The organism is Paracandidimonas lactea (genome assembly GCF_021653995.1).
GTDB classification, from domain to species: Bacteria; Pseudomonadota; Gammaproteobacteria; order Burkholderiales; family Burkholderiaceae_B; genus Allopusillimonas; species Allopusillimonas lactea.
In genome coordinates this window covers 673,487-698,902 of sequence record NZ_JAJJOZ010000001.1, presented here as the reverse complement: position 1 = coordinate 698,902, position 25,416 = coordinate 673,487, and the positions used below count along the sequence as shown (strand labels likewise).

The following is a 25,416-nucleotide window of genomic DNA, read 5'->3' as shown; positions in this document are numbered from 1 at the left end:
CGTTACCGCTGGTTAAATGTAGCGGGGTGGGCGAGATGTGTCAAAGCGTGTTTCCCCCATGTGCGGCAAGGGCGGTCGCGTGGCGGCGCGCGGCCCGCATGCGGCGGTTCGCGTGAGGCGCCGTGGTGATGCGGGCGGGTTCGAGCGTGAAGTGCGACAGGCTGGCCAGCAAACCATCCGCCTCGCGCTGTTGCGCCAGCGTAGCCTTGGCTGCTTCGTGCACCATAAGCAGGTTTTTATGTGTAATAGCATCCAGGCCTGCAGCCATATCGCTCACTTGCCGGATGCCTTCGGCTTGTTCAGCAGAGGCCTGTGTAATCTCGCCCATAATCGTGCTCACTTGCTGCACGGAACCCACCACGCCCTGCATGGCACTGCCAGCGTCGTCGACCAGGTTGGCGCCGGCGTCCAGTGTCTTGACCGACTCGTCGATAAGTGTGCGGATTTCATGGGCTGCGTCGCGCGAGCGGGCAGCCAGGCTGCGCACTTCTGCTGCCACGACCGCAAACCCTTTGCCATGCATGCCCGCGCGCGCGGCCTCGACAGCGGCATTCAGGGCCAGAATATTGGTGTTGAAGGCAATATGGTCGATCAGCCCGGTAATGTCTGCAATGCGGCGGGTGTCCTGGCGAACCTGCCGCATGGCGGCCACAGCCCGCTGCACGATCTGGCCGCTGTCGTCCGCATTGCGCGTTGCCTGTTTCACGAGATCCATGGAGCGGGCGACATGCTCGGCGTTGCGGGCAGTGGCAACGGAGAGCTGCTCCAGGCTTGCCGCCGAAGCCTGCAGGTTTGCCGCCTGTATATCGGTGCGTTGCGAGAGTTCGAGATTGCCGTCTGAAATAGCATGCGAGGCTTGAGCAATGCGTGCCGCGCGGTCGCGCACTTCGGTGACGGCGCGGCGCAGGCCGATGCCCACACCATTCAGTGCCTGCAGCAGTTTGCCCAGCTCGTCGCTGCGTGCGGCGTCTGCGCATGCGCCCAGGTGGCCTTGTGCCAGCTGCTGGGCCAGCAGCACACCCTGGTCGAGCGGTGCCTTGATGGAGCGATACAGCCGCCACAGGGCGAGCGCGCTGAAGGCAAGCAGGGCAATAATGGCCGCCATGGCGATACGGTAGGCGTCTGTGCTGGCAGCGCTGGCAGCCTCGACTTGATTCGTCAATCGCTGTGCTTGTGCGGCATTGACCTTGTCAATGGCCTGGTCGATGGCCAGGGAGGCTTCGGTATAGTGCTGCCCGAAAATCATTACTTTTGCCATCAGCGCATTGGGCAGCGCCACGCGTATCCCACCTTGGCCGTCGTCGAACTGGCCACTCGCTGTGCTGATGGCCTCGATTTCGGTCTTGATGCGTTCGGCCAGCAGTGTGTCTACCGTTTCCAGGCCCGCCAATTCCGTGGCGGTGGCGCCAGCGTGGCGAAAGCGCGCCAGCATGGCCGATTGCGCACTATTTGGTGAATGGTTTTCGGTGCGCATGTCGCCGCGCAAGACCTGATGCAGTTTCTCGTAGCGTTCCTGGAATTCAGGCTGCTCACTGGCCACGAATGCCATGACATTGCGGGACATTGCTTGAATGGCGGATTTGTAGTCTGCCGCGAGAACGGTCAGTTGGTAGCGTTGCTGCTCGATGCGCTTGAGCGTGGCGATGGTGCCGGTGAGGTGTGTGAGCGCGACGGCGACCAGGGTTGTCAGTATGGCCAGGATGCAGAGAAAGACAACAAAACTCTTCTTGAGGGTGATCTGGAAACGCATTGCACATGCCACGGGGAAATCTGAGCATGAAGGGCTGCGGACATGCTCGGGCCGGCGTGATTGTTGCAAACTATGATTACAACTATGTGAAGCGGTGCGGCGGTTCCAGGTGTCGCAGGTTGGCGGCCCCTTCAGATTATGGCGTCGGTGATGCCGCGGCGCTCGCGCATAGCGCGGCCGATGCGGTCGATCTGCGAGTCCGAGAGCAGGCGGGTCGCCATAGGCAGTACTTCATCTTCTTCGATCTGCATGTGGCGGGCGTAGGCCTGTGTGAAGGAAGTCACAGTCTCGTCGGAGAGCTCAGCGGGTTCGCCGGCTGCAATACGTTGCAGAATCTTGCGCAGCTGTTGCCACCGGGCTTCCATGTCATGATGTTCCGCCGCCAGCCCCGCCACCAGGTTGCGGATGCATACCGCGTCGGAACCAGCCATGGATTCGATCAACGCTGGGAAAAGGTCTTGTTCCTCGTCGGCGTGGTGATGTACGGCCGCCGTGTCGAAGTAGCGCAGGATGCCAGACGCGGCGCTGCGCGCCTGTTCGTCGCTACCGTGCGTGGGCAGGTGCGCGGCCAGGCGTGCCAGTGTGGCGCACTGGCGTCGGATGCGCGCATGACAGGCGGCCAGCATCTCGAGTGGTGCTTCGGTACTGGCTGAGGGGCCTTCGAAACCGGGAAATGCGGTACTCATGCTGGCTGGCTCCTTTGAATGGGTATATAGGGCCCGCCTTGTCGGGCCGGGCAGGATGGCCTTGGAGAGGAGGCCGTATACGGCGCAGCCTCGTGCGCCGGGTGGCACAGTGCCGCCAGATGACATCGTAACGCGCGGCGCGCGTGCGTGCCCGTTAGGCACGCTGACAGGCATGGTTATTAGAAGTCCGAGCGTCTGAGGCCGCGTGGTGAGAAGCAGGTGGCACGCAGTTCTGGAGGAGCAAGGCGCTGAAAGGGCGGGGGCGTGCGCATGCGAGTGGGCGGAGGGGCCATTGATGCCGGGGCAAGTTGCCACGGCGCAGCGCGCCACTGCGGTTATCATGGGTGCTGCCGCCGTGCGCAGCTTCCCACGCTGCCGCTGGGGTGGCGCAGAACGCAATCCATATAAAAGCAGTTGCCGGCGCGCAAGCGCCGACGGCCAGGAGATGACAGCGATGCCTCAACCCGACCATATATCCGCCCTTGGCGTTTCCGATCCCGCGACACTTGACGACGACATCAAGGTAGTGTTCCAGAAATGCGTCGACAAGCTGGGGCTGGTCCCCAATGTACTGTCCGCCTACAGCCTGAAGCAGAACAAACTGCGCAATTTCATGGCGATGTACAACGAGCTCATGCTGGCACCCTCGGGCCTGAGCAAGCTCGAGCGCGAGATGGTGGCTGTGGTCGTGTCCAGCGCCAATCATTGCTATTACTGTCTGGTGGCGCATGGGCAGGCCGTGCGCGCGCTGTCTGGCGACCCGCAGTTGGGCGAGATGATGGTAATGAATTACCGCGTTGCGCCGTTGGACGCCCGACAGCGAGCTATGCTGGATTTTGCCTGGAAGTTGACCAAGACGCCCGAGCAGGTGGTCGAGGCCGATCGTGAGGCGCTGCGCGCGGTGGGGCTGAACAATGAAGATATCTTCGATCTGGCCGACACAGTGGGCTTCTTCAATATGTCCAACCGTATGGCGATCGCCACGGACATGATCCCCAACCCCGAATACCACGGTATGAATCGGCCAATACCCTTCCAGCCGCCACAGTAAGCAGATAGACGCTGTCGGCTGGCAGGCAGGCAGCGCGGGCTGATCATGGTCGTACCCGCATGGCACGCCGTCCCGGCATGGATGCCCTGCCGGGACACTGCATACTGCACTTTTTTATGTCTATTGGTTATAAACAAAGAGCGTAAAAATTCTTGTCCGCTATTTGCCGCAAAAGTACAGTTCGATATAACCATTGAAGTCATCGAGCTGCCATGAAACTGTCGTTCAAGAATATAGCCAAGCAATTTTCCGGTCTGGAAGTTATCCAGGACTTTTCGCGCGATATCGGCGACGGAGAGTTGGTGGCGCTGGTCGGCCCCTCCGGTTGCGGCAAATCCACCTTGCTTCATATGGTGGCAGGCCTGGAACAGCCCAGTGGCGGCTCACTGTTGGCCGACGGCAAGCCGATCAAGGGGGCGCATCCGGAACGGATGTTGATGTTCCAGGAGAACGCGCTCTATCCCTGGCTCACGCTGGCGCAGAATGTCGCGCTGGCACTCGAGTTCCAGAAGCGCGACAAGCGCGTCGCGCGCCGCGAGGCGTTCGCCTGGCTGGAAAAAGTCAACCTCCAGGGTTTTGAGGATTACTTCCCGCATCAGGTGTCGGGTGGCATGCGTCAGCGCGCAGCGCTCGCACGGGCTTTTATCTCTCACCCCAAGACGCTGTTGCTCGACGAGCCCTTCGGCGCGCTCGATGCACTGACGCGCATGACGTTGCAGGATGCCCTGCGCACGCTGATCCGCGAAGCGGGGCCCACCGTGCTGCTGGTGACGCACGATGTCGACGAGGCCTTGTTCCTGGCTGACCGCATCCTGGTGTTCAGTCCGCGCCCGGCGCGCGTGCTTAAAGAATTCAACCTCACGCAGCACGAGAAGTCCCACGACCTGTCTGAATTCGCCCCGATGCGGCGCGAGATCCTGGAACTGCTGGGCATCGACGTGCACGAGAGTACGGCGCCCGCCAAGACCACGCCCGCACGGGCAACGTCTGTGTTCAGAGACGTCGCCGTCGCGGCTTAAGCCGTCGGGCGCGGGGCGCCAGCGCGCTGCCGCATTCCTAGAGGGCCTTTGTGCCGAACCGCCCCGGGGCCCGGCACTCAGCGCCGACGCATTCGGCGTACTAGAGTTTTTCGTATTTGCGCACCCGTCGGGTGCGCCTCATGGAGTTGACCATTATGAAGCTTTCCCGTTTTCTGCTGCCCGTGGTGGCAGCATTTGCGTTGGCCGGCCAGGCGTTAGCCGCCGATACCTTCAAGATCGGCTATCTGCGCGTGATGGATGACGCTCAGGCGATCGCCGCCTACGAGGGCGGCTTCTACAAAAAGCATGGGCTGGACGTCGAACTGGTTGAATTCAAGTCGGGTACTGATCTGATCAAGGCCATCGTTGGCGGCCAGTTGGATACCGGCGTGCTGGGTTTCACCAACGCGGCTTCGTGGTCGTCGCGTGGCGCTGATCTCAAGGTCGTAGGCGGGGCGCAGAACGGCTATCACTCCATCGTGGTGCGCGAGGATGCCGGCATCAACAAGGTCGAAGATCTCAAGGGGCACACGCTTGCCTCGCAAAAAGAAGGCAGCACGGCAGACACGGTGCTGCGCGGCGTGGTGCTCAAGAATGCCGGCCTGACGCCGGAAGACCTTTCGATTTTGGGCGTGAGCCCGCAAGTGGCGGTGCAGTCGCTGGTGGGTAAGCGCGTCGATGCTGCCTTCTTGTTTGAGCCTCAGGCCAGCATTGCGCAGCTTATCGCACCCGTGAAGCAGATTTACGAGATTGGTGAAGTATGGCCCTTCCCGTGCATGGTTGTGATTACGTCCGGCAGCACGCTGGAAAAGCGCAAGGACGACGTGTGGAAGTCGCTCGACGCCCAAGCCGAGGCTATCGAATTGCTGAAGAACAAGCCCGATGAGGGCGCGAAACTGATCGCCAGCTATTTCATTGCCGAGCCCACACTCAAGACGCTCAAGCAGGGCGAGCTGCCGCGTGAGCAGGTCATCAGCAAAGCGATTGCCACCCAGACCTTCACCCCCAAGCTTACTGATGCCGACATGAAGCGCATGCAGGAAATCGCCGACATCATGCAAGGCCAGGGCGCGCTCAAGACCAAAGATGGCAAGCCCTTTGACGTGAGCAAGATTGTCGATCTGGAATGGCAACAAGCACGCAAGCTGTAAGGTAATTGTTTAGATGAGCACACCCACCCGACTTTCCCCAGCGCTGAAAAGGCTGGCCATGATTATTGCTGTCGCCGCCATACTGCTGTTCTGGCAGGTGATGGCATGGATACTGCCTGATTTCCTAATGCCAGGCGTGCCCACCGTCATCGGCCGCCTGGGTGAGGACATCGGCTCATCCGCCTTCCAGGCGCAGCTTTCTGGCAGCCTGTGGAGGCTGGGCGTGGGCTATGTGGCTGCGCTCGCATTCGGCATAGGCTTTGGCCTCGTGGGCGGCATCCTGTATTTCTTCCGCGAAGTATTGAAATCCGCCATCATCATCCTGCAATCCATTCCGTCTATTGCATGGGTGCCGCTGTTTCTCATCATGATGGGCTTTGGCAATGTGCCCATCATTGTGGTGGTGGCGCTGTCGGCGTTCTTTCCTGCGGCGCTGTCAGTGATGAATGCCACGGAGAGCGTGTTGAATGTGCACGTTTCAGCCGCGCGCGTGATGGGGGCGAGCCGCTGGGACATGATACGGCGCGTGTACCTGCCGGCGGTGATGCCCGAACTGATCACCGGCGCCCAGTTGGCCTTCGGCAATGCCTGGCGCGCGCTGATTTCGGCTGAGATGCTGATTGGTTTCGGGCAGGGCTTGGGCCGCGCGCTGGCCTATTCAGGCGAAACCGCCGACATGATTGGCGTCATGGCCAATATCCTGACAATCGCCGTGCTGGCCACACTGATTGATCAGGTGGTACTCGAAAACCTGAAGCGCCGCGTGCTGCGCTATCAGTACGTTTGAGCGGGGGTCGAATCATGCGCGGGCTGGCCTTGCCATGTGCTGCTGTGGCTGCCGCCGCCGGGTTGGCGGTGGGCCTGTTGTGGGCCGGCGGCGTCGTGCACGCCACGTCCGCCGCGTCCGCCCCTGAGCCGCTGCGTGTAGGCATGCAATACGTGATACCCCCTTTTGTGGGGGGATCCAAGGTACGCACACCTGCCGCGCTGGATGCAGAGCTCGCGCAGGCATGGGCCAAGTCGCTGGGCCGCGCAGCGGTGCATGCGCTGCAGGTGCAGGCGGAGGGCGCTTCGCGCGTGTTGGCCAGTGAGCAGGCCGATGCCGTGCTGGCCTACGTTCCGGCCGGTCAGGCCGTCCGCGGCGCGGGTACGGCGATAGGCGCGGTGGATGGGGCTGTTCAAGCCGGTATGGTGCTTGTGCCTACCGGTTATGAATCGCGTCCGATGGCCATATTGCGCAGCGATACCGACATCAAATCGTGGCAGCAGTTGCAAGGCCGAACGGTGTGCGTGGCCGAAGGCGGGCGGTATGCGGGCTGGCTCGCCAGCCAATATGGCGCGCATGTCAACGTGATGCGGGCGCCGGCGGATTCGCTGTTGGCGCTGCGCGTGGGCACCTGCGATGCGGCGGTTCACGACGAAGCCATGCTGCGCCCATTGCTCAAGCTACCCGAGTGGAAAAAGTTTTCAGCCACGTTACCGCCCGGGCCGGCGGCACGGCTGGTATTTATGGTGCGCGACGATGCCCCCCGTGCCGGGGAGGCAGCGCGCGCGCTGGCGCAGCACTGGCGCCAGCAAGGTTTTTTTGCCAAACGCGCGGATGCACGCGCCCGGGATATCGCCTTTGAGGTATACCTGGATCAAAACGTGCCCGACTGCCATTGAGCCTTGGGCGGCGGTGATTCAGACCTCTGCGGCCGGATCGCAGGGGCGAGTGCCGGTGAACTCTGCCTGCGTGACGTGGCAGCCCGGCGGCACATCGTCGATCAGCCAGACATTGCCGCCGATGGTGCAGCCGCGGCCCAATGTGACGCGGCCCAGGATGGTTGCGCCAGCGTAGATAACGACATCGTCTTCGACGATAGGGTGGCGCGGAAGCCCCTTCTGCAACTCACCATTGGCACCCACCGGGAAGCGCTTGGCGCCCAACGTGACGGCCTGATAGATGCGCACACGCTCGCCGATGATGCAGGTTTCGCCGATGACCACGCCCGTGCCGTGATCAATAAAGAAGCTGCGGCCGATTTGTGCGCCTGGGTGGATGTCGATGCCGGTCGCGGAGTGAGCGAGCTCGGACGCCATGCGTGCCAGCAGCGGCAGGCCTTGTTTGTAGAACTGGTGGGCGATGCGGTGGTGGATCATGGCCTGCACCCCGGGATAGCACAACAGCACTTCGTCGACGCTGCGTGCCGCGGGGTCTCCTTGATAGGCTGCCAGCACGTCGCTGTCGAGCAGGCTGCGCATGTCGGGCAGTACCTCGGCAAATGACTGTACCGCCTCCACGGCGCGGGCTTCCAGATTATTTTCGTCCAACGGCGCCAGACGGTTTTGGTAGTGCAGCTCCAGGCGCACTTGCGCCAACAGCGCGTGCAAGGCCGAATCCAGCGTATGGGCGATGTAGAAGTCTTCGCTTTCCTGGCGTAGGTCGAGCGGACCCAGGCGCATAGGAAACAGCACGCCTTTCAGGTCGGTCAGGATGGCTGCGATGGCCTGTGGCGACGGAAATTCACGCCCGCCGGGCTCGCGCGAGCGACGCTGTGCGTCGCGCCATTGCTGACGAATTGCATTCAGGGAAGAAACAATGGGTTGAATGTTGAACACAGCCATGTGGCGAAGACTCCCGGCGCCGTGCAGGCGCGTACAAGCAAATAAATATGATACCAAGTCGCCGGCGCCCTATGCGCTACCATAGCGCTTTGGCGGCCTTGGGCCGCCTGTTCGTCTTTGCCGTTTCCTTATGAATCAAAAACTCACGCCCGCCACTGCCGCGCTGCTGGTGCTGGCGCCGCTGCTTTGGGCAGGCAATGCCGTCGTTGGCCGTATCATTTACGACCTCATCCCGCCCGTCACGCTCAATTTCCTGCGCTGGACCATTGCGCTGGCGATTTTGTCGGTGCCCGCGCGGGCCATATACCGCAAGGGCAGTGGGCTCTGGCTGCAGCGCAAACGTTATCTGCTGCTTGGCTTGCTCGGTATTGGGCTGTACAACGCGCTGCAGTATATGGCGCTGCATACGTCCACGCCTATCAACGTGACGCTGGTGGGCGCCAGCATGCCGATCTGGATGCTGGCTATCGGTGTGGTGTTTTTTCGCACGCCTGTGCATGGGCGCCAGTTGGCCGGAGCGGCGCTGTCTGTACTGGGGGTGTTGGTTGTGCTCAGCCATGGCGATTGGGGTCAGGTTTTGCGGCTGCGTTTCGTGGCGGGCGACCTGTTCATGATCGTGGCGACCATTGTCTGGGCATTTTATAGCTGGCTGCTGGCGCAGCCGGGCGACCCAGCCGCCATACGCGAAAACTGGGCGGGGTTCTTGACGGCCCAAGTTGTATACGGCGTTGGCTGGTCAGCCTTGATGACGGCAGGGGAGTGGACGCTTACCGATGCGAAGATCGTCTGGGGATGGCCGGTGGTATTGGGGCTGTTGTATGTGTCGATCGGGCCGGCGATCGTGGCGTTCCGGGCCTGGGGTGTGGGCGTGCAGCGGGTTGGGCCTGCAACGGCGGCTTTCTTTGCCAACCTGATGCCGTTGTTCGCGGCACTGCTGTCGTCCGCGTTTCTGGGCGAGGCGCCGCGGGGCTATCATGCGGTGGCATTTGCGCTGATAGTCGGTGGGATTGTGATGTCTTCGCGCATAAGGCGGCCAACGGGGCCGTGATGCGCCCGGCAGCATACGCGCACCAGTAAAGCGCTGCACCGGGCCGATACGCCTGTCTGCGCCGCATGGGGTTGCGGACGGGTGCCGTTACCTTGGCGGGCCCTTGCCCGTCATCGGCCGCCGTGGAGCATTGGTTCGATTTGTTCCGGCAGCCGAAAGGCCGAGAAGAATCGGCGCAGTGCATTCAGGCTGCCCGTGTAGCGCAGTGCGCCTTGCATAGCCATGGCCTGGGGGTCTGCGCCACCGTATGCCAGCCGCAGCAGCACCGGCGTGCCGGCTTCCACAGTGGCGTCTACCGGGCTGCCTGCGTGGCCCCGCAGGGCGGTTATGCCGTCAGCATCGATGCTGGCCCAGTACGCCTGGCCGTCAATAAGCAACTGGATGTGGACGGGCGAGCCGCCCGCTGGTGGGGCGTGATACATGGCCTTGAAGGAGAGCAGCAGTGAGTCGCCGCTGATTGGCTTGCCACGTGCAAAGGCTGGCGAGCGCACACCCCAGTGCGCGAGGCGCAGAAGAATGGGCTCGAGTTCTTGGCCCCAGGGGGTAAGTGCATAAATCCACACCCCAGCCGGTGGGCCGAGTTTGCGTCGTTCGATGACACCGGCCGATTCCAATTCGCCCAGGCGCTGGGTGAGCACGTTGGGGCTGATCGATACCAAGCCGGCCCGCAGATCGCTGAAGCGCCGCGGGCCCAGCAGCAGTTCGCGCACAATCAGCAAGGCCCATCGTTCACCGACAATATCCAGGGCATGCGCTGCGGCGCAAAAATCATCGTAGCTGCGTTTTGTTGCCATAGTGTTCGAACATCTGGATGGGGGCACCGAGATGACAGCCTGCCATCACGGATCTGTAACATCATATCATGTTACTTCTTTTAAAGGACTGCGTGGTTGTTATTTAGGACTAACTGGTGATAAATTGATGTGACCGCCAAAGACACAGCCGGCGCATGACGTATGGCGGCTATGGCGGCACCACGAGAGCGTGCCGGCACCCGGCGCGGGCGTGATTCTTCCCACCAGGAGGCAGGCATTATGGACACCGCAGCAAGTAACATCGCACGGGCGGAAGTCGAGGCGCGCATCAAGAGCTGGTGCGCCGCCGTGCGCAAGAAGGATATCGGCCAGATCATGGCGCACTATGCACCGGGCGTGATCGCCTTCGATGCCATTCAGGCCTTGCAGTTCAAGGGCCGGCAGGCTTATCAGGACCACTGGAAGATGTGTTTGGGCATGTGCCCAGGCATTCTGGACTTGACGCCGCATGAGTTGGATATACAGGTGGAAGGCGATTTAGCGGTGGCGCATGCCATCGTGCGCTGCGCCATGAAGAACCAGGACGGCAGCTTGGGCGAGGGGGGATACTCCCGCATGACGACCACGTATCGCCATGCGGCGGGCGGCTGGATGGTGACGCATGAGCATTTCTCGGTGCCCATCGACATGGCTACCGGCCGCGGCATGTGGGAACTTACGCCGGACGAAGCCGATGGCAAACAAGCGGTGCGCCCCATACCGCTGGGCATGAACACTATCACCCCGCACTTGGTGATTGATGGCGCGGCCAAGGCAATCGACCTGTACAAAAAGGCGTTTGGCGCGGAAGAAGGCGGACGCTTGGAAGGGCCCGACGGCAAAATCATGCATGCGGCGATCCAAGTAGCGGGGTCGACAGTCTTTCTGACTGACGAAATGCCGCAATGTGCCGGTTCGAAAGCGCCCAGCACCCTGGGCGGCACACCCGTGACCCTGCATTTGTACGTGACGGATGTGGATGCGGCAATCGAGAAAGCCGCCAAGGCGGGCTGTACGGTGCTCATGCCCGCGGCGGATATGTTCTGGGGTGATCGTTACGGCCAGGTCGAAGACCCTTTTGGTCATCGCTGGTCGATCGCGACACATCAGCGCGACCTGAGCCCCGAAGAGATCGCCGAGGGCGGGCGCAAGATGATGGCGGAGTTCGCCCAGGGCAAACAGTGAGCGGCAAGTAGCAAGTAATAAGCGTTTTTATGGATCAGGCGCGGCGATTACGCTGCGCATCAAAACGCCCGGTGGTCAGTAATCTTACCGACCGCCGGGCGTTTTCTGGCGGGATGCTTGCGGCAGCCGCTCGTCGCTGTTATGCATTACCAAAGCGTCAAATGCCCTTCAGCAGGCATATTCGATGATCAATTGCGCCGACACAACCCCGTTCCAGACATTCTGGTCCAGCCGGTATGCCACGTCGGCATACTCGGGCAGCATTGCGTTGTGGTTGAACCAGATCGCATCGAAGCGCTGGTAGTCGCGCTCCAGTGTCAGCTTCAGATGTTTGTCTTTCAGCAGACGCTGCTGGCGCACCAGGAAGCGATCGCGGAACACCGGCGCAGGAAAACCCGCCCCCCATACCTGTTGCTGCAGCATGCCCGCCACCTCGGCGTTGGCGTAGCCGCTTTCCAGCGAACCATCGGTTTCAATCACTGGCTCGAAGCTGTCGCGCCCCGTAAGCTCGAGCACTGCCTCATCGAAGCCGCGCGTGAATAGTGCATAGGCGTCCTCGCGCAGAGTGAGGCCAGCCGCCATTGCGTGCCCGCCAAACTTCAGGATGATGCCGGGATGGCGCTTGGACACCAGATCGAGCACGTCGCGCAAGTGCACATCGGGGATGGAGCGCCCCGAACCGCGCAACTCGCCGCTGTCGGCGCGGGCAAAGGCCAGCGTGGGGCGCCAATAGGTTTCCTTCAGGCGCGAGGCAACCAGGCCCACCACGCCCTGGTGCCATTCAGGGTGGTACACGCAGACCGTGGCGCCTATTGTCGGGCTGCTGGCCTCGATGGCGGCCAGGGCCTCTTCACGCATCGTGGTTTCGATCCCGCGCCGTTCGTGATTCATGTCGTCCAGTTGCCGCGCCAATGCCAGCGCGCGGCCTTCGTCGTCTGTGATCAGGCATTCAATGCCCACGCTCATATCAGCCAGTCGCCCGGCGGCATTAATACGGGGGCCCAACGCGAAACCCAGGTCGAAGCCACTGGCTTGGCGCGGCTCGCGGCCGGCCACCGCGAACAGCGCCCGCAGGCCGGGCTGCATGCGCCCGCTGCGCATCCTGGCCAAGCCCTGGGTGACAAGCAGACGGTTGTTGGCATCAAGTTTGACGACGTCCGCCACAGTGCCCAGCGCCACCAGGTCGGCGAGCTGGTCCAGACGCGGCCCGCCGTCGGGGGGGAAAATGCCGCGCGCGCGCAATTCGGCGCGCAGCGCCAGCATCAGATAGAAAATGACGCCCACCCCCGCCAGGTTCTTGGACGGAAAGCCGCAGCCCGGCTGATTGGGATTGACGATCGCCAGTGCGTCGGGCAAGGCGTCGCCGGGCAGGTGGTGATCGGTGACGATAACTTCTATGCCCGCCATGCGGGCAGCCTGCACGCCGTCTATGCTGGCAATGCCGTTGTCTACGGTGATCAAGATGTCGGGCTTGCCCGCCGGATGCTGGAGCGCCAGGCTTACCACGGCCGGCGACAGGCCATAGCCTGTTTCGAAGCGGTTGGGCACCAGGTAGTCGACGGTGGCGCCCATGCCGCGCAGGGCCCGCACGCCCACGGCACAGGCTGTGGCGCCGTCGCAGTCATAGTCGGCCACGATCAGCAGGCGCTTGCGTGCCTGGATGGCATCGGCCAGCAGCGCGGCCGCGTGCTGCACGTGCGTGAGCTGGCTGGGGGGCAGCAGCCCGCGCCAGTGATGTTGTGCTTCGTCGGCGCTGCGCACACCGCGCGCCGCCCACAGGCGCGAGAGCAGGGGGTGGATGCCGGCCGCCTCAAGGATGCGCGTCGCCTCTGGGTTGACGGGACGCGTGCTCAGGGTTGGGGTGACCACCATTTTCTCCATGTATCGCGGCTGCCGGGCAGCCATTGCTTCCATTGTGGCGCGGGTTGTAGCTCGATGATGCGGTCGCTGCCAGTGAGGACGAGCGCATGCGGCGCTTGCGCCGATGGGTCGCTGAACAGGCGTTTGTCGAGCGCGGCGAGCGCGGCCAGCCATGCCTGCCAGTCTTGCCGCGTGGCGGGAGCGAGCAGGGCATCTTCGACCCGCACGTCGGACTGCTCGGACGCCTGCAACTGATCGCGGCGTGCACCACCGTACAGCCACAGGCTGTTGATGGGTGGCAAGCCGGCCTGCTCGCGCCCGGCGTTGACTGGGTGGTCGAACCACAGCATCTGGATTTCGTTGACCAGACGCCGCCACGGGCGCGCGGCGGCATCCTGCGGCCACCAATCATTTACCGAGGTGATCGCCACCAGCGCCGGGCTGGCACTTGGCAGGGTGAAGCCTTGCGGCGGAGTAACCTGCCAATAGGGCTCGCCGGCGCCGTCAAGGTGGAAACCGTCTTCTTCGAAGAGCGGCCGAACCGATTCGAACAGGGCTACACTTTGCGCTGGCGTGATGGCCAGCTCTTGGGCTGGCAGCAGCGCCGCGCCGTCGCGCGCGGGCGACACGTGCACCAGCTCGGCCAGCCATACCGGCCGAGCAAGGTCGCTGCCGCCGCCGCGTAGCGGGCCCAGCCCTGTGGCAAAATTCTGGCCAGGGCCGGGCGTAAAGCCATGCGCCAACAATTGCCAGTACTCGTGGGGCAGGCAGCCGGTGTCGGCTGGATTGGCCTTGATCACGCGGGGCCGGGCGCGGGCCAGCCAGCGCTGCAGGGCCGGCGCGTGGGTAGTAAGATGCGCCGCCAGTTCGCCCGCCTCGCGGGGGCCGGGCAAGGCGCCGGGTAGTACGATTCGCATGGTGCGATTGTAGTGTTTATGGGAAATGGTGGCAGAAAGATGTCATATGAATTCTGGATAGGGGCACGGTACGCGGGTATTGCCAGATCCCGCCGCAAAGGCGGAAAGGGCGATCGCTTCGTGTCGTTTATCGCCGCCAGTTCCATGGTGGGTATTGCGCTGGGGGTCGCTGCCCTGATCGTCGTGCTATCCGTAATGAACGGCTTTCAGAAAGAGGTGCGCGACCGCATGCTGTCGGTGCTGCCGCATATCGAACTTTACGCCAGCCATACGCTGCCGCAGGATGTGCTGGCGCGCTGGCAGGAGATCGCCGACCGGGCGGCCCAGAACCCAGAAGTGCGAGGCGCGGCACCCTTTGTCGCCGCGCAGGCCATGATTGTGAGGGGCGAACAACTGGGCGGCGTGCAGGTTCGCGGCATAGACCCGGCGCTCGAGGGCGAAGTGTCTGATGTGGGCGGCCAGATGGTCAACGGGCGGCTCGATTCGCTCAAGCCTGGCAGCTACGGCATTGTGCTGGGCACTTACCTTGCCGCGTCCCTGGGTGTGCGGCCGGGCGACACGGTGCTGGTGCTGGCGCCGCAGGGCACGATTTCGCCGGCGGGTTTTGCGCCGCGCATGCGCCAGTTCACCGTCACCGGGCTGTTTTCCTCGGGTTACTACGAGTTCGACGCCAGTATGGCGTTCATCAACTACGAAGATGCGGCCAAAGTGTTCCGCGACAGTGCGCAAACCGGCGTGCGGCTGCGCATCGCCGATATGCAGCAGGCTCCGCTGGTTGCGCAGGAGTTGCGCCAGAGCTTGCCGCCCGGCCTGTCTGCACAAGACTGGACAGAAAACAACCGAACCTGGTTCGCGGCTGTGCAAACAGAAAAACGCATGATGTTCCTGATCCTCGCGCTGATTGTGGCGGTGGCGGCTTTCAATCTGCTGTCTTCGCTGGTGATGGCCGTGAAGGACAAGCGCTCCGACATCGCTATTTTGCGCACGCTGGGTGCCAGCCCGCGCGAGGTCGCCAAGATATTCCTGGTGCAGGGGTCGCTGATTGGCATCATTGGTACTTTGGCTGGCGTGGGGCTGGGCATGCTGATCGCCTTCAATATCGATATCATCGTCCCCTTCATCGAGCGCCTGCTGGGCGTGCAGTTTCTGCCGCAACAGATCTACTTCATCAGCGAGCTGCCTTCCGATCCCCGGGCGGGCGACATCGTCACGATCGCCATTACTTCACTCGTGCTGTCGCTGCTGGCCACGCTCTACCCGAGCTGGCGCGCGTCCAGCCTGCAACCAGCCCAGGTGCTTCGCCATGACTGACACCCGCATCCACGCGCTGAAAGCGTCCAATCTGGTCAAGACCTACACCGAGGGCGGTGAATCCATCCAGGTGCTGCGCGATGTCAGCCTGCACGTCGATTACGGCGAAATGGTCGCCATCGTAGGCGCCTCGGGCTCTGGCAAGAGCACACTGCTTCATACCCTGGGGCTGCTGGATCAACCCACCTCGGGCGAGGTGTTCGTCGATGGCAAACCGGTGGCCGGCTTGTCCGAAACTGAACGCAGCCGCCTGCGCAACGCGCACCTGGGCTTTGTGTACCAGTTTCACCATCTGCTGCCCGAGTTTTCTGCGCTCGACAACGTGGCCATGCCCCTCATCGTGCGGCGTGACAGTCGCGCCAAGGCGCGCGAACAGGCGCAAGCTGTGCTGGAGCAAGTGGGTCTGGCGCAGCGTATCGAGCACTACCCAGGCCAGCTTTCGGGCGGCGAGCGCCAGCGTGTGGCGTTGGCGCGGGCGCTGGTCACGCGCCCCACCTGCGTACTGGCCGACGAGCCCACTGGCAACCTTGATCGCTATACGGCTGAATCCATGTTCGAGCTCTTGGTGCGCGTCAATCGGGAGTTCGGCACGGCATTTGCCATTGTCACGCACGACCCGGCCTTGGCAGCGCTGGCGCACCGCCAGCTTAGTATGGAAAAAGGGCTGCTCATCGACCCTGAAACTGTCCCGCTCAATCTGGCCTGATGCCTGTGGGCCTGGCCCCGGAGGCGCCGATGCTCATTGACACCCATTGCCATCTTGATGCGGCCGAGTTCAATGCGGACCGCGACGCGGTGCTGCATCGAGCCCAGCTGCGAGGTGTGGCCGGCATTGTTATCCCCGCCATCGGTCGCGTCAATTTCGATGCGGTGCGCGTATTGGCGCATGCCTTCGATGGCGGAAGCTATGCCTTGGGCATTCATCCCGTGTGTATTCCGCAGGCACGCCTTGAAGACCTCGATCTGCTTGCTCTGCGTGTCGAGCAGGCGCTGGCCGACCGGCGTTTTGTTGCCATCGGCGAAATCGGGCTGGATTTCTTTATCCCGGCCCTGCGCGAGAACGACATGGCGCGCAAGCAGGAAGATTTCTACGCGGCGCAGCTGGCGCTTGCCCAGCGCCATGGCTTACCAGTGCTGCTGCATGTGCGGCGTTCACAGGACCAGATTCTGAAGCATCTGCGGCGCGTGTCGGGTGTGGGGGGGATTGCCCATGCCTTCAACGGCAGTTTTCAGCAGGCGGGGCATTTTATCGACCAGGGTTTCGCTTTGGGTCTGGGCGGTGCCATGACGTTTCCGCGCTCGCTACAGATACGACGGTTGGCTGCGCAATTGCCTGCCGATGCACTGGTGCTCGAAACGGATGCGCCGGATATCCCGCCCGCCTGGCTGGGGGCGCCCGGCGCATCGCGCGCGCGCAATGAGCCCGCCGAAGTCAGCGGCGTGGCTGATGCGCTGGCCGAGCTGCGCGGCACAGGCCGCGACGACATCATCACGCAAACCGGGCAGAACGCCTGCCGCGTGTTGCCGCGGTTGGGCGGCGCGCTGGCGCGCTGAGGGCTCGTACAGCCACGTTGTTGCGCGGATTCTGGCGACGAGATAATGCTGGCAGCAGCCTTGGGCAGGTACTGCCAAGATTGCGCAGGGTGTGTGCTGGTTGACGTATCGCTTGCGCAATGCTGCAAACGCGCTATGACATTCGCGCCGCGTTGGCGCCCAACCAGTGTGGGCGCCCGCTATGCTCGACGGCCGAGCAACTGGCGGGAGCAGGCGGATGAGCGGGCGGGCATGGATACTGGCGTTTGTCGCGGGCAACTGCATTGTGCATGGCTTACCGGCCTTGCCGTCGCAGGGTGCGATTCTGCGTGGGCTCGCGGCGCTTTTGCTTATCTCGCTGGTCATCATTGTTGCGCGGCGCGCATGGGCCACCTTCGGCGAACAACCGGCAGACGGGTCGCGGGATGACCGAAGAGCAGGGGGGCGGCGGCGTGGCAGGCAGGCGCGCCGTCGTCGTCAAAGTGTGGGGCGCCTGCTGCATATGCTTCTATTGTTGGCGTGGGCGCTGGCGCTGGGCGTCTCATACGCCAGTTGGCGCGCGGAGTTGCGGCTTGCGGATGCGCTGGCGCCCGTCAATGACGACCGCGTCTCGCGCGTCACACTGCAGGTGGTGACGCTGCCGCGCGTCGATCGCCAGAGCATTCAGTTCGAAGCGCGTGTCCTGGATGCGCGGCCCGGCGGCGTGCCCTCACGGATCATGGTCAACTGGCCGCTTGCCGTGCCTGCGGGACGGCCTGCTTCCACTTCCAGCGCGGCTGGCAAGGCGCTTGCTCTGCAAGCCGCCGCACGCAGTCCTGGCCCCAGCGGTGGGGGGCGGGATGCTAAGTCCGCCGGGCATGGGCATGCCCTCAGTCGCCTTCCGCGTGAGCGGCAAGGTGAGTGGTCGGCGCCGCGCCCTGGTCAAGTGTGGCGTATGGCGCTGCGGCTGCGGCGTTCCTGGAGCGCTCGCAACCCGCATGGCTTCGACCAGGAAGGCCATCTGTTTGCGCGCGGCGTGCGTGCCACGGCGACCGTACGGGGCAAGCCGGTGCTGTTGGCGGACCACCCCGCTGCCAGCCTGGAAGTATTGGCCGAGCGCGCGCGCCATGCGGTACGCGCCGCGATGCTGCCGCACCTGTCGGGGCAGCGCTACGGCGGCGTGCTGCTGGCGCTCGCTGTGGGGGATCAGGCCAGTATCCAGACGGGCGACTGGCAGGTCTTCAACCGTAGCGGCATCACACATCTGGTATCCATCAGCGGCTCTCACATCACCATGATCGCCGCCCTGGGCGGGCTCTCCGTGTATTGGCTGGCCCGGCGCCTGCGCTGGCGCGGCAGGCTGCTGGCTGAACGGCTGCCTGCTCGCCTGCCAGCGGCCTGGACGGCGCTGGCCGTGGCCTGGTGTTATTGCCTGTTGGCCGGGTGGGGTGTGCCGGCGCGGCGCACCTTTTTGATGCTGGCCGTGGTCGCTATTGCATACGTGCTGCGCGTGCCGGTCACAGGTACGCGCATCGTCTGCCTGGCAGCGCTTTTTGTCGTCTTGCTGGACCCGTGGGCTGTGCTGGCCAGCGGCTTCTGGCTGTCTTTCGGCGCGGTAGCGGTACTGCTGACCAGCACCCAATGGCGCGGGATGGCCATTGGCCTGGCGCCCCCATCGCGCATGCTGCGCTGGCGGCGGGCCGTGGTAGCTGCAATATCCCTGCAACTGGCGGTGTCGGTGGCTTTGATGCCGGCACTGGCACTCAAGTTTCACGAGATATCGCTGGTATCGCCATTGGCGAACGCCTACGCGATTCCGCTCATCGGCGTGGTTGTCACGCCGCTATCGCTGCTGTGCGCCGCCGCCTCGCTGATACCAGGCGCCGGGCCTGTGGCCGGCGTCTTCGCTGCCATCGGGCATGGCGTACTGCAGGCCGTCATGGCGCCCACCGCATGGCTGGCCGCGTTGCCGGTCGCCAGTTTGCCTGCTGCCGCCGCGCCATTCTGGACCTTACCGCTGGCGTTGGCGGGCATCGCGCTTGCCGTCGCGCCATATGGGCCGCCGCTGCGGCGGGCGGCATGGTTGCTTGTATTGCCGGCATTGTGCTGGCGCGCCGAGCGGCCGCCGCACGGCGACTGGTGGCTCGATGCGCTGGACGTCGGGCAGGCGGGCGCAATTGTCGTGCGAACCGCCAGCCAGACCTTGCTGTTCGACACTGGCGGCGCCCATCATGGCGGCATCGATGACGGCGCCCGTATCGTGCTGCCTTTTCTGCGTGCCGCTGGTGTGCGGCGGCTGGATGTGCTGGTGGTATCGCACGCCGATTCAGACCATGCGGGCGGTTTGCACAGCGTCTTGCAGGGCGTTGAGGTGGGGCAGTCCTATGCGTCTTTTGATCTGCCCGATGCAGTGCACCCGGCAGCGCCCGCGCGCATGCCGGTACGGTCGGCACGTTGCGAGCGGGGCAGGGCATGGGTCGTCGACGGGGTTGAATTCACCTTTCTGTGGCCCGACGCCTTGCCGCAGTCCCGCAATGCGAGTAGCTGCGTGCTTCGCATTCGCGGCCCCCACCATACTGCGCTGCTCACCGGCGATATCGGCGCTCGCCAGGAGCGGCGGCTGATTGATGCCGGCCTCGGCGGCATCGATGTGGTCATGGCACCGCATCACGGTTCAGCGTCATCATCGAGCATCATGCTGGTCCATGCTACCCGACCCGCCCACGTCATCGCTCAGGCAGGTCGTTGGAGCCCCCACGGTCACCCCAGCCCCTATGTGCAGCGTCGTTGGGAAGCAGTGGGTGCACACTTCTGGCGCACCGATAGCGATGGCGCGATCAGCATCCAGTCGTCGAAGGGAGCCTTGTCGGCGATCAGTGCGCGAGCACGCCGCGGGACATACTGGGGCGGATCTTAGGGGTGCAGGACATCGCGCGGCGCTATCGCCGCACCGCTCGCGCAGGCTTGCTTATCGCCCCTGAATCGGCGATCATGATCTTATGCCGCCCACAAGGCGGCTACGCCCGGCACGGGGTTTGCTTCACAGCGTTCAGCGCCGCGGGGGCCCGCGCCAGGCACAAAAACAGCATCGAAAATTTTCCACAAGATGTTTTCAGAAGCGAACCATGAGACAAACAAAACCTCTCCGGCTTCATGTGCCGGAACCCTCCGGCCGTCCAGGCCACGCTACCGATTTCTCCTATCTCAGGCTGGCGCCGGCCGGCGAAGCGCGCAAGCCTGCGCTGGATGCCTCGGTGCACGATACGTCCGACCTGGCCTATACGCTGATCCGCGTACTGGATGATGAGGGCACGGCGGTAGGCCCCTGGGCCGAGCCGGCCATCGACACCGAGTTGCTGCGGCATGGCCTCAAATCCATGATCAAGACACGCATTTACGATGCGCGCATGCTGATTGCGCAGCGGCAGAAAAAGATGTCGTTCTACATGCTGAGCCTCGGTGAAGAAGCCATCGGCACGGCGCAGATCCTGGCGCTGCGCAAGGGCGACATGTGTTTCCCCTCGTACCGCCAGCAAGACTTGCTGATCGCGCAGGGTGTGCCGCTGGTCGACATGATGTGCCAGCTGTTCTCCAACGACAAAGATCGCCTCAAAGGCCGTCAACTGCCTGTGATGTATTCCATGCGCGATTACGGCTTCTTCTCCATCTCCGGCAACCTGGCTACGCAATTCGTACAGGCAGTGGGTTGGGCCATGGCCTCGGCAATCAAGGGTGACACCAAGATTGCATCGGCATGGATCGGAGACGGGGCGACGGCCGCGTCCGACTTCCAGACGGCGCTTACCTTTGCCCATGTGTACCAGGCGCCGGTCATCCTGAATGTCATCAACAATCAGTGGGCCATTTCCAGCTTCCAGGCACTGGCGGGCGGCGAAGCCACCACGTTTGCCGCGCGCGGCATCGGTACAGGCATCGTGTCGCTCCGAGCCGATGGCAACGATTTCCTGGCCGTGCACGCGGTGTCCAAATGGGCCGCCGAACGCGCGCGCGCCAACCTGGGCCCCACGCTGATCGAATGGGTCAGCTATCGCGCCGGCCCGCACTCTACGTCCGACGATCCTTCCAAGTACCGGCCCGCCAATGACTGGTCGCGATTCCCGCTGGGCGATCCCATCGAGCGGCTGGCGCAGCACCTGAAACAGATCGGGGCATGGTCGGCCGAGGAACACAAGCAAGTGCAGAAAGAGATCGAGGCTGAAGTCGTGGCGGCGCAGAAGGAAGCCGAATCGCACGGCACACTGGCCAACGGCCAGGCGAGCAGCGTGGCCACCATGTTTGAAGATGTCTACAAAGACATGCCCTGGCATTTGCGGCGCCAGCGCCAGCAGGCGGGGGTGTAATCATGAGCGAGCACACAAGCGGTACCCAGTCGCGGCCCATGACCATGATCCAGGCGTTGCGTTCTGCCATGGATGTAATGCTGGCGCGGGATGAAAACGTCGTGATCTTTGGCCAGGACGTTGGCTACTTCGGCGGCGTGTTCCGCTGCACCGAAGGCTTGCAGGCCAAGTACGGCAAAACACGTGTATTCGATGCCCCGATTTCGGAGGGCGGCATCGTCGGCGCGGCGGTCGGCATGGGGGCCTATGGCCTGCGGCCCGTCGTCGAGATCCAGTTCGCCGATTATTTTTACCCAGCCACGGACCAGATCGTGTCCGAGGCGGCGCGGCTGCGCTACCGTTCGGCAGGCGAATTCATTGCGCCGCTCACGATACGCATGCCGTCCGGCGGCGGCATCTATGGTGGGCAGACGCACAGCCAGAGTCCCGAGGCGTTGTTTACGCATGTTACCGGCCTGCGTACCGTTATGCCGTCCAATCCGTACGATGCCAAGGGCCTGTTGATTGCCGCCATCGAGTGCGACGATCCTGTTATCTTCCTGGAACCCAAGCGTCTGTATAACGGGCCCTTCGACGGCCACCACGACCAGCCCGTGGTGCCCTGGTCCAAGCATCCCTTGGGCAATGTGCCCGAAGGCTACTACGCAATCCCCCTCGAATCGGCCGCCGTTTTCCGAAAGGGGGCGGATCTCACTGTGCTCACCTACGGCACCATGGTGTATGTGGCCGAGGTTGCGGCCCGCGAAACGGGCGTCGATGCCGAGATCATCGACCTGCGCAGCCTTTGGCCCTTGGACATCGACACCGTCGTGTCCTCGGTGCGCAAGACGGGCCGCTGTGTGGTGCTGCACGAGGCCACGCAGACCAGCGGTTTTGGCGCGGAGCTGGCCACACTGGTGCAGGAGCACTGCTTCTACCACCTTGAAGCACCCATTGAGCGCGTCGCGGGGTGGGACACACCGTACCCTCATGCTCACGAATGGGCGTATTTTCCCAGCCCCACTCGGGTGGGCAATGCTTTTCGCAAGGTGATGGATGAGTCCCCCGGGCGCCCTGGAAGCGGGTTTGCGCCCACCAGTGGGAGGGGGGAATAACCATGGGCGTGCATATCATCAAGATGCCGGACATTGGTGAAGGCATTGCCGAGGTTGAACTGGTCGAATGGCATGTAAAACCGGGCGACGCGGTGACCGAAGACCAAGTGCTGGCCGACGTCATGACGGACAAGGCTACGGTGCAGATTCCGTCCCCAGTGCACGGCACAGTGACCGCGCTGGGCGGCAAGGTGGGCGAGGTGATGGCTGTGGGGGCGGAGCTTATCCGGCTTGAGGTCGAAGGCGAGGGCAACGAGCACCTTCATCGCGATCGGGAGCGGGGCCACGCGGCGGCGGTACCGTCGGCGGCGGCCGGCGCTGAGGTACAGGCTTTTGCCCCTCCTGCGGCGGAGGCGAAAGCTCCGGGCGCAGGGGATGCTGCACCCAGGGATCAAGAGGGTGCGCGCGATGTGGGGGCAGCGGTATCACGCTTATCTCCAAACGATGGCGGTATTGGCGCGTCGGCGAGCGGCGTGGCTGGCAATGAAGCCGCATCGCCAGCAGCGCCGGAGCGCGGCGATAGGGCTGCCCCAGCAATTGGCGGCGCACAGAGCGGCGCGGGCACGATGGCGATACCCCGTGCGGCGGCGGCAGTGCCCGCGCTTTCCGGGGCGACGGAGCTGCCGGCCCGCCCGCACGGCGGCAGGCCCCTGGCCTCGCCGGCAGTACGCAAGCGAGCCTGGGATCTGGGGCTGGAACTTCAGTACGTCGCCGGCACCGGCCCTGCGGGGCAGATCACGCATGCGGACATCGATCGCCATCTGGCTCGCGCGCAGGGCGGGGCTGCCGCGCCGGCCAGCGGCGCGCGCGGCTATGCCCGCCGAGACGACGAACAGAAGGTGCAGGTGGTGGGGCTGCGGCGCAAAATTGCCGAGCGCATGCAGGAATCCAAGCGCCGCATTCCGCACTTCAGCTACGTCGAAGAAGTGGATGTCACCGAGCTCGAGGCGCTGCGAACGCGCATGAACGCCCAATGGGGGGGCCAGCGCGGCCGTTTGACGCTGCTGCCTTTCCTGGCCCGCGCCATCGTTGTTGCCTTGCGCGATTTTCCGCATATCAACGCCCGCTATGACGACGACGGCGGTATTGTCACGCGTTATGGCGCCGTGCACCTGGGGGTGGCAGCGCAGACGGATGCGGGGTTGATGGTGCCGGTGCTGCGACATGCCGAAACCATGGATGTCTGGGCCTGCAGCGCAGAAATCGCGCGGCTGGCGGAAGCGGTGCGCGGCGGCCGCGCCTCTCGCGACGAACTCACCGGGTCCACCATCACACTCAGCAGCCTGGGGGCGCTGGGCGGGCTGGTGTCCACGCCCGTCATCAACTACCCCGAGGTAGCGATTGTGGGGGTGAACCGCATCGTTGAACGGCCCGTCATCCTCCAGGGCGCCGTCGTGGCGCGCAAGATGATGAATCTATCCTCGTCGTTCGATCACCGGGTGGTCGACGGCATGGATGCGGCGCAGTTCATACAGCGGATACGCGGCTGCCTCGAATGCCCGGCCCTGTTGTTTGTCGAATAGGGGGCGGCATGCAATCATTTTCTACGACGCTGTTGATCATCGGCGCGGGGCCCGGCGGCTATGTGGCCGCTATCCGTGCCGGCCAGCTGGGCATACCGGTTACGGTGGTCGAATCGGCGGCGGTGGGGGGCACGTGCCTTAACATAGGCTGTATCCCGTCCAAGGCGCTGATCCATGCTGCTGAGCAGTTTCATGCCGTTGCCAATCATGGCGAATCCTCTGTGCTGGGCATACAGACGGGCGGCAAGCCCACGATCGACATCGCACGTACGGTTGCCTGGAAGGACGGTATCGTCAAACGCCTCACGGGTGGCGTGAGCGCACTGCTGAAGAAGCAGGGTGTGCGGGTGCTGCGAGGCACGGCGCGCATCATCGACGGCAAGACAGTCGAAATGCGCCACGAAGGCAGCGACCTGCACATTCATTGCGACCATCTACTGCTGGCAACGGGCTCCGAGCCCGTCGAACTGCCCGGGCTGCCGTTTGGCGGGGCTGTGATTTCCTCCACCGAGGCGCTGTCTCCTCCATCTCTGCCGTCCAGCCTCGCCGTGGTGGGAGGCGGCTACATTGGCCTGGAGTTGGGCATGGCCTATCGCAAGCTCGGCGTCGAGGTTCATATCGTCGAGGCGCGTGAACGCATTTTGCCGGCCTACGACGCCGAACTTGGCAAGCCCGTGGCCGACGCGCTGCGCCAGTTAGGAGTGACCATGCATCTGAACAGCGCCGTGCGCGGCCTGGACGCGCGCGGCGGCCTCTTGATCGAACGGGTCGATATGGCGGCGGGTAAAGATCCGCAGAGCGAGACACTCCACGTCGGCAAGGTTCTCGTTGCGGTGGGCAGACGGCCTCGCATAGCTGGCTTCGGACTGGAAAGCCTTGGGCTGGATATGGATGGCCGCGCGGTAAGGGTGGACGATCAATGCCGCACATCGATGCGCGATGTGTGGGCGATTGGAGACCTTACCGGCGAGCCCATGCTGGCGCATCGAGCCATGGCGCAAGGCGAGATGGTGGCCGAGATTATCGCGGGCCGTCGTCGCCGTTTCGCACCCGCAGCGATACCGGCCGTGTGTTTTACCGACCCAGAAGTGGTGACCGCCGGCTTGAGCCCTGAGGCAGCACGGATCGCAGGACTGGACTGCATCAGCGCGGCATTCCCCTTCGCTGCCAACGGCCGCGCCATGACACTGGAGTCATCGGGCGGCTTCGTGCGTGTGGTGGCCCGGCGGGACGACCACCTCATCGTGGGCTGGCAGGCGGTGGGGCGGGGCGTTTCCGAACTGGCCGCCGCATTCGGGCAGTCGCTGGAAATGGGCGCGCGGCTCGAAGACGTGGCCGGTACTATCCATGCTCATCCCTCGCTGGGCGAGGCCGTGCAGGAAGCCGCGCTGCGCGCGCTGGGCCACGCACTGCATGTGTGAGGGCGCACTATCGCGCAAGACGCCGCGCGGCAAACAGTGCGTTCCCGCTCTGGACGTACAATCAATTTGCTTTTGTTCTGGTGCGCTGCAATCCCCTCCTTGATTTCTTCATTTCTTCGCGAGCCT

The 25,416-nt window shown here is 63.7% G+C and carries 21 protein-coding genes and 1 pseudogene; 16 read left to right on the top strand and 6 right to left on the bottom strand.

Going from position 1 to position 25,416, the window contains the following annotated elements:
- Positions 1-40: 40 nt before the first annotated feature.
- Positions 41-1,750, bottom strand: a complete 1,710-nt coding sequence (locus tag LOL23_RS03255) for a methyl-accepting chemotaxis protein (RefSeq protein WP_237173147.1) — start codon at positions 1,748-1,750, stop codon at positions 41-43.
- A 131-nt stretch (positions 1,751-1,881) separates the two neighbouring features.
- Positions 1,882-2,436 (bottom strand): hemerythrin domain-containing protein, encoded by a 555-nt coding sequence (locus LOL23_RS03250; RefSeq protein WP_160981665.1) that lies wholly within the window; start codon positions 2,434-2,436, stop codon positions 1,882-1,884.
- 295 nt (positions 2,437-2,731) lie between these two features.
- Here LOL23_RS03250 and LOL23_RS03245 point away from each other — a divergent pair, with 295 nt between their 5' ends.
- The 5 genes from LOL23_RS03245 (at position 2,732) to LOL23_RS03225 (ending at position 7,322) form a co-directional block, all read left to right on the top strand.
- Positions 2,732-3,487: a peroxidase-related enzyme gene (locus LOL23_RS03245; protein ID WP_237173146.1), complete on the top strand. Its 756-nt coding sequence runs from the start codon at positions 2,732-2,734 to the stop codon at positions 3,485-3,487.
- A gap of 212 nt (positions 3,488-3,699) precedes the next feature.
- On the top strand, positions 3,700-4,506 hold the full coding sequence (locus tag LOL23_RS03240) for an ABC transporter ATP-binding protein (RefSeq protein ID WP_160981663.1): 807 nt from the start codon (positions 3,700-3,702) through the stop codon (positions 4,504-4,506).
- A gap of 155 nt (positions 4,507-4,661) precedes the next feature.
- On the top strand, positions 4,662-5,657 hold the full coding sequence (locus tag LOL23_RS03235) for an ABC transporter substrate-binding protein (RefSeq protein ID WP_160981661.1): 996 nt from the start codon (positions 4,662-4,664) through the stop codon (positions 5,655-5,657).
- 13 nt (positions 5,658-5,670) lie between these two features.
- Positions 5,671-6,444, top strand: a complete 774-nt coding sequence (locus tag LOL23_RS03230; protein ID WP_160981659.1) for an ABC transporter permease — start codon at positions 5,671-5,673, stop codon at positions 6,442-6,444.
- Positions 6,441-7,322: a type 2 periplasmic-binding domain-containing protein gene (locus tag LOL23_RS03225; RefSeq protein ID WP_160981657.1), complete on the top strand. Its 882-nt coding sequence runs from the start codon at positions 6,441-6,443 to the stop codon at positions 7,320-7,322. Before LOL23_RS03230 ends, LOL23_RS03225 begins: the two co-directional genes overlap by 4 nt.
- 18 nt (positions 7,323-7,340) lie before the next feature.
- Here the strand turns inward: LOL23_RS03225 and epsC are convergent, their stop codons facing one another.
- Complete coding sequence (gene epsC / locus LOL23_RS03220) at positions 7,341-8,264, bottom strand: serine O-acetyltransferase EpsC (RefSeq protein ID WP_160981655.1); 924 nt, start codon at positions 8,262-8,264, stop codon at positions 7,341-7,343.
- A 130-nt stretch (positions 8,265-8,394) separates the two neighbouring features.
- Between epsC and LOL23_RS03215 the strand changes: the two genes are divergently transcribed.
- Positions 8,395-9,312, top strand: coding sequence for a DMT family transporter (locus LOL23_RS03215; RefSeq protein WP_160981653.1), 918 nt, complete (start codon positions 8,395-8,397; stop codon positions 9,310-9,312).
- A gap of 110 nt (positions 9,313-9,422) precedes the next feature.
- Here LOL23_RS03215 and LOL23_RS03210 read toward each other — a convergent pair whose 3' ends face one another.
- Positions 9,423-10,106 (bottom strand): winged helix-turn-helix transcriptional regulator, encoded by a 684-nt coding sequence (locus LOL23_RS03210; protein WP_160981651.1) that lies wholly within the window; start codon positions 10,104-10,106, stop codon positions 9,423-9,425.
- A gap of 162 nt (positions 10,107-10,268) precedes the next feature.
- Between LOL23_RS03210 and LOL23_RS18945 the strand changes: the two are divergent.
- Both LOL23_RS18945 and LOL23_RS03200 read left to right on the top strand, forming a co-directional pair.
- Positions 10,269-10,739, top strand: a pseudogene (locus LOL23_RS18945) (YybH family protein); the annotation flags it as partial.
- 33 nt (positions 10,740-10,772) lie between these two features.
- A complete protein-coding gene (locus LOL23_RS03200) occupies positions 10,773-11,291 on the top strand; it encodes a VOC family protein (protein WP_237173198.1) in 519 nt (172 codons plus the stop codon).
- A gap of 168 nt (positions 11,292-11,459) precedes the next feature.
- Here LOL23_RS03200 and recJ read toward each other — a convergent pair whose 3' ends face one another.
- Both recJ and LOL23_RS03190 read right to left on the bottom strand, forming a co-directional pair.
- Positions 11,460-13,160: a single-stranded-DNA-specific exonuclease RecJ gene (recJ, locus tag LOL23_RS03195; protein ID WP_237173197.1), complete on the bottom strand. Its 1,701-nt coding sequence runs from the start codon at positions 13,158-13,160 to the stop codon at positions 11,460-11,462.
- A complete protein-coding gene (locus LOL23_RS03190; protein ID WP_160981647.1) occupies positions 13,142-14,068 on the bottom strand; it encodes a hypothetical protein in 927 nt (308 codons plus the stop codon). The genes recJ and LOL23_RS03190 overlap by 19 nt, the downstream gene beginning before the upstream one ends.
- 39 nt (positions 14,069-14,107) lie before the next feature.
- On the opposite strand from LOL23_RS03190, the gene LOL23_RS03185 reads away from it, so the two are divergent.
- The 8 genes from LOL23_RS03185 (at position 14,108) to lpdA (ending at position 25,290) form a co-directional block, all read left to right on the top strand.
- Entirely contained in the window at positions 14,108-15,379 is a 1,272-nt protein-coding gene (locus tag LOL23_RS03185; RefSeq protein ID WP_160981645.1) for a lipoprotein-releasing ABC transporter permease subunit, read from the top strand.
- On the top strand, positions 15,372-16,085 hold the full coding sequence (gene lolD, locus LOL23_RS03180) for a lipoprotein-releasing ABC transporter ATP-binding protein LolD (protein ID WP_160981643.1): 714 nt from the start codon (positions 15,372-15,374) through the stop codon (positions 16,083-16,085). Before LOL23_RS03185 ends, lolD begins: the two co-directional genes overlap by 8 nt.
- A 29-nt stretch (positions 16,086-16,114) precedes the next feature.
- Complete coding sequence (locus LOL23_RS03175) at positions 16,115-16,933, top strand: TatD family hydrolase (RefSeq protein ID WP_160981641.1); 819 nt, start codon at positions 16,115-16,117, stop codon at positions 16,931-16,933.
- 217 nt (positions 16,934-17,150) lie between these two features.
- Positions 17,151-19,808, top strand: coding sequence for a DNA internalization-related competence protein ComEC/Rec2 (locus LOL23_RS03170; protein WP_237173145.1), 2,658 nt, complete (start codon positions 17,151-17,153; stop codon positions 19,806-19,808).
- 208 nt (positions 19,809-20,016) lie between these two features.
- Positions 20,017-21,252 carry a 3-methyl-2-oxobutanoate dehydrogenase (2-methylpropanoyl-transferring) subunit alpha gene (locus tag LOL23_RS03165; RefSeq protein ID WP_160982562.1) on the top strand — a complete coding sequence of 412 codons (1,236 nt, stop codon included), beginning with the start codon at positions 20,017-20,019 and terminating at the stop codon, positions 21,250-21,252.
- Positions 21,253-21,254: 2 nt separating this feature from the next.
- Complete coding sequence (locus LOL23_RS03160; protein WP_160982564.1) at positions 21,255-22,346, top strand: alpha-ketoacid dehydrogenase subunit beta; 1,092 nt, start codon at positions 21,255-21,257, stop codon at positions 22,344-22,346.
- Between the two features lie 2 nt (positions 22,347-22,348).
- Complete coding sequence (locus LOL23_RS03155) at positions 22,349-23,869, top strand: dihydrolipoamide acetyltransferase family protein (protein ID WP_160982566.1); 1,521 nt, start codon at positions 22,349-22,351, stop codon at positions 23,867-23,869.
- 8 nt (positions 23,870-23,877) lie between these two features.
- The gene (gene lpdA / locus LOL23_RS03150) at positions 23,878-25,290 is read left to right on the top strand and encodes a dihydrolipoyl dehydrogenase (protein WP_237173144.1); all 1,413 of its coding nucleotides are present in this window, start codon (positions 23,878-23,880) and stop codon (positions 25,288-25,290) included.
- Positions 25,291-25,416: the final 126 nt, after the last annotated feature.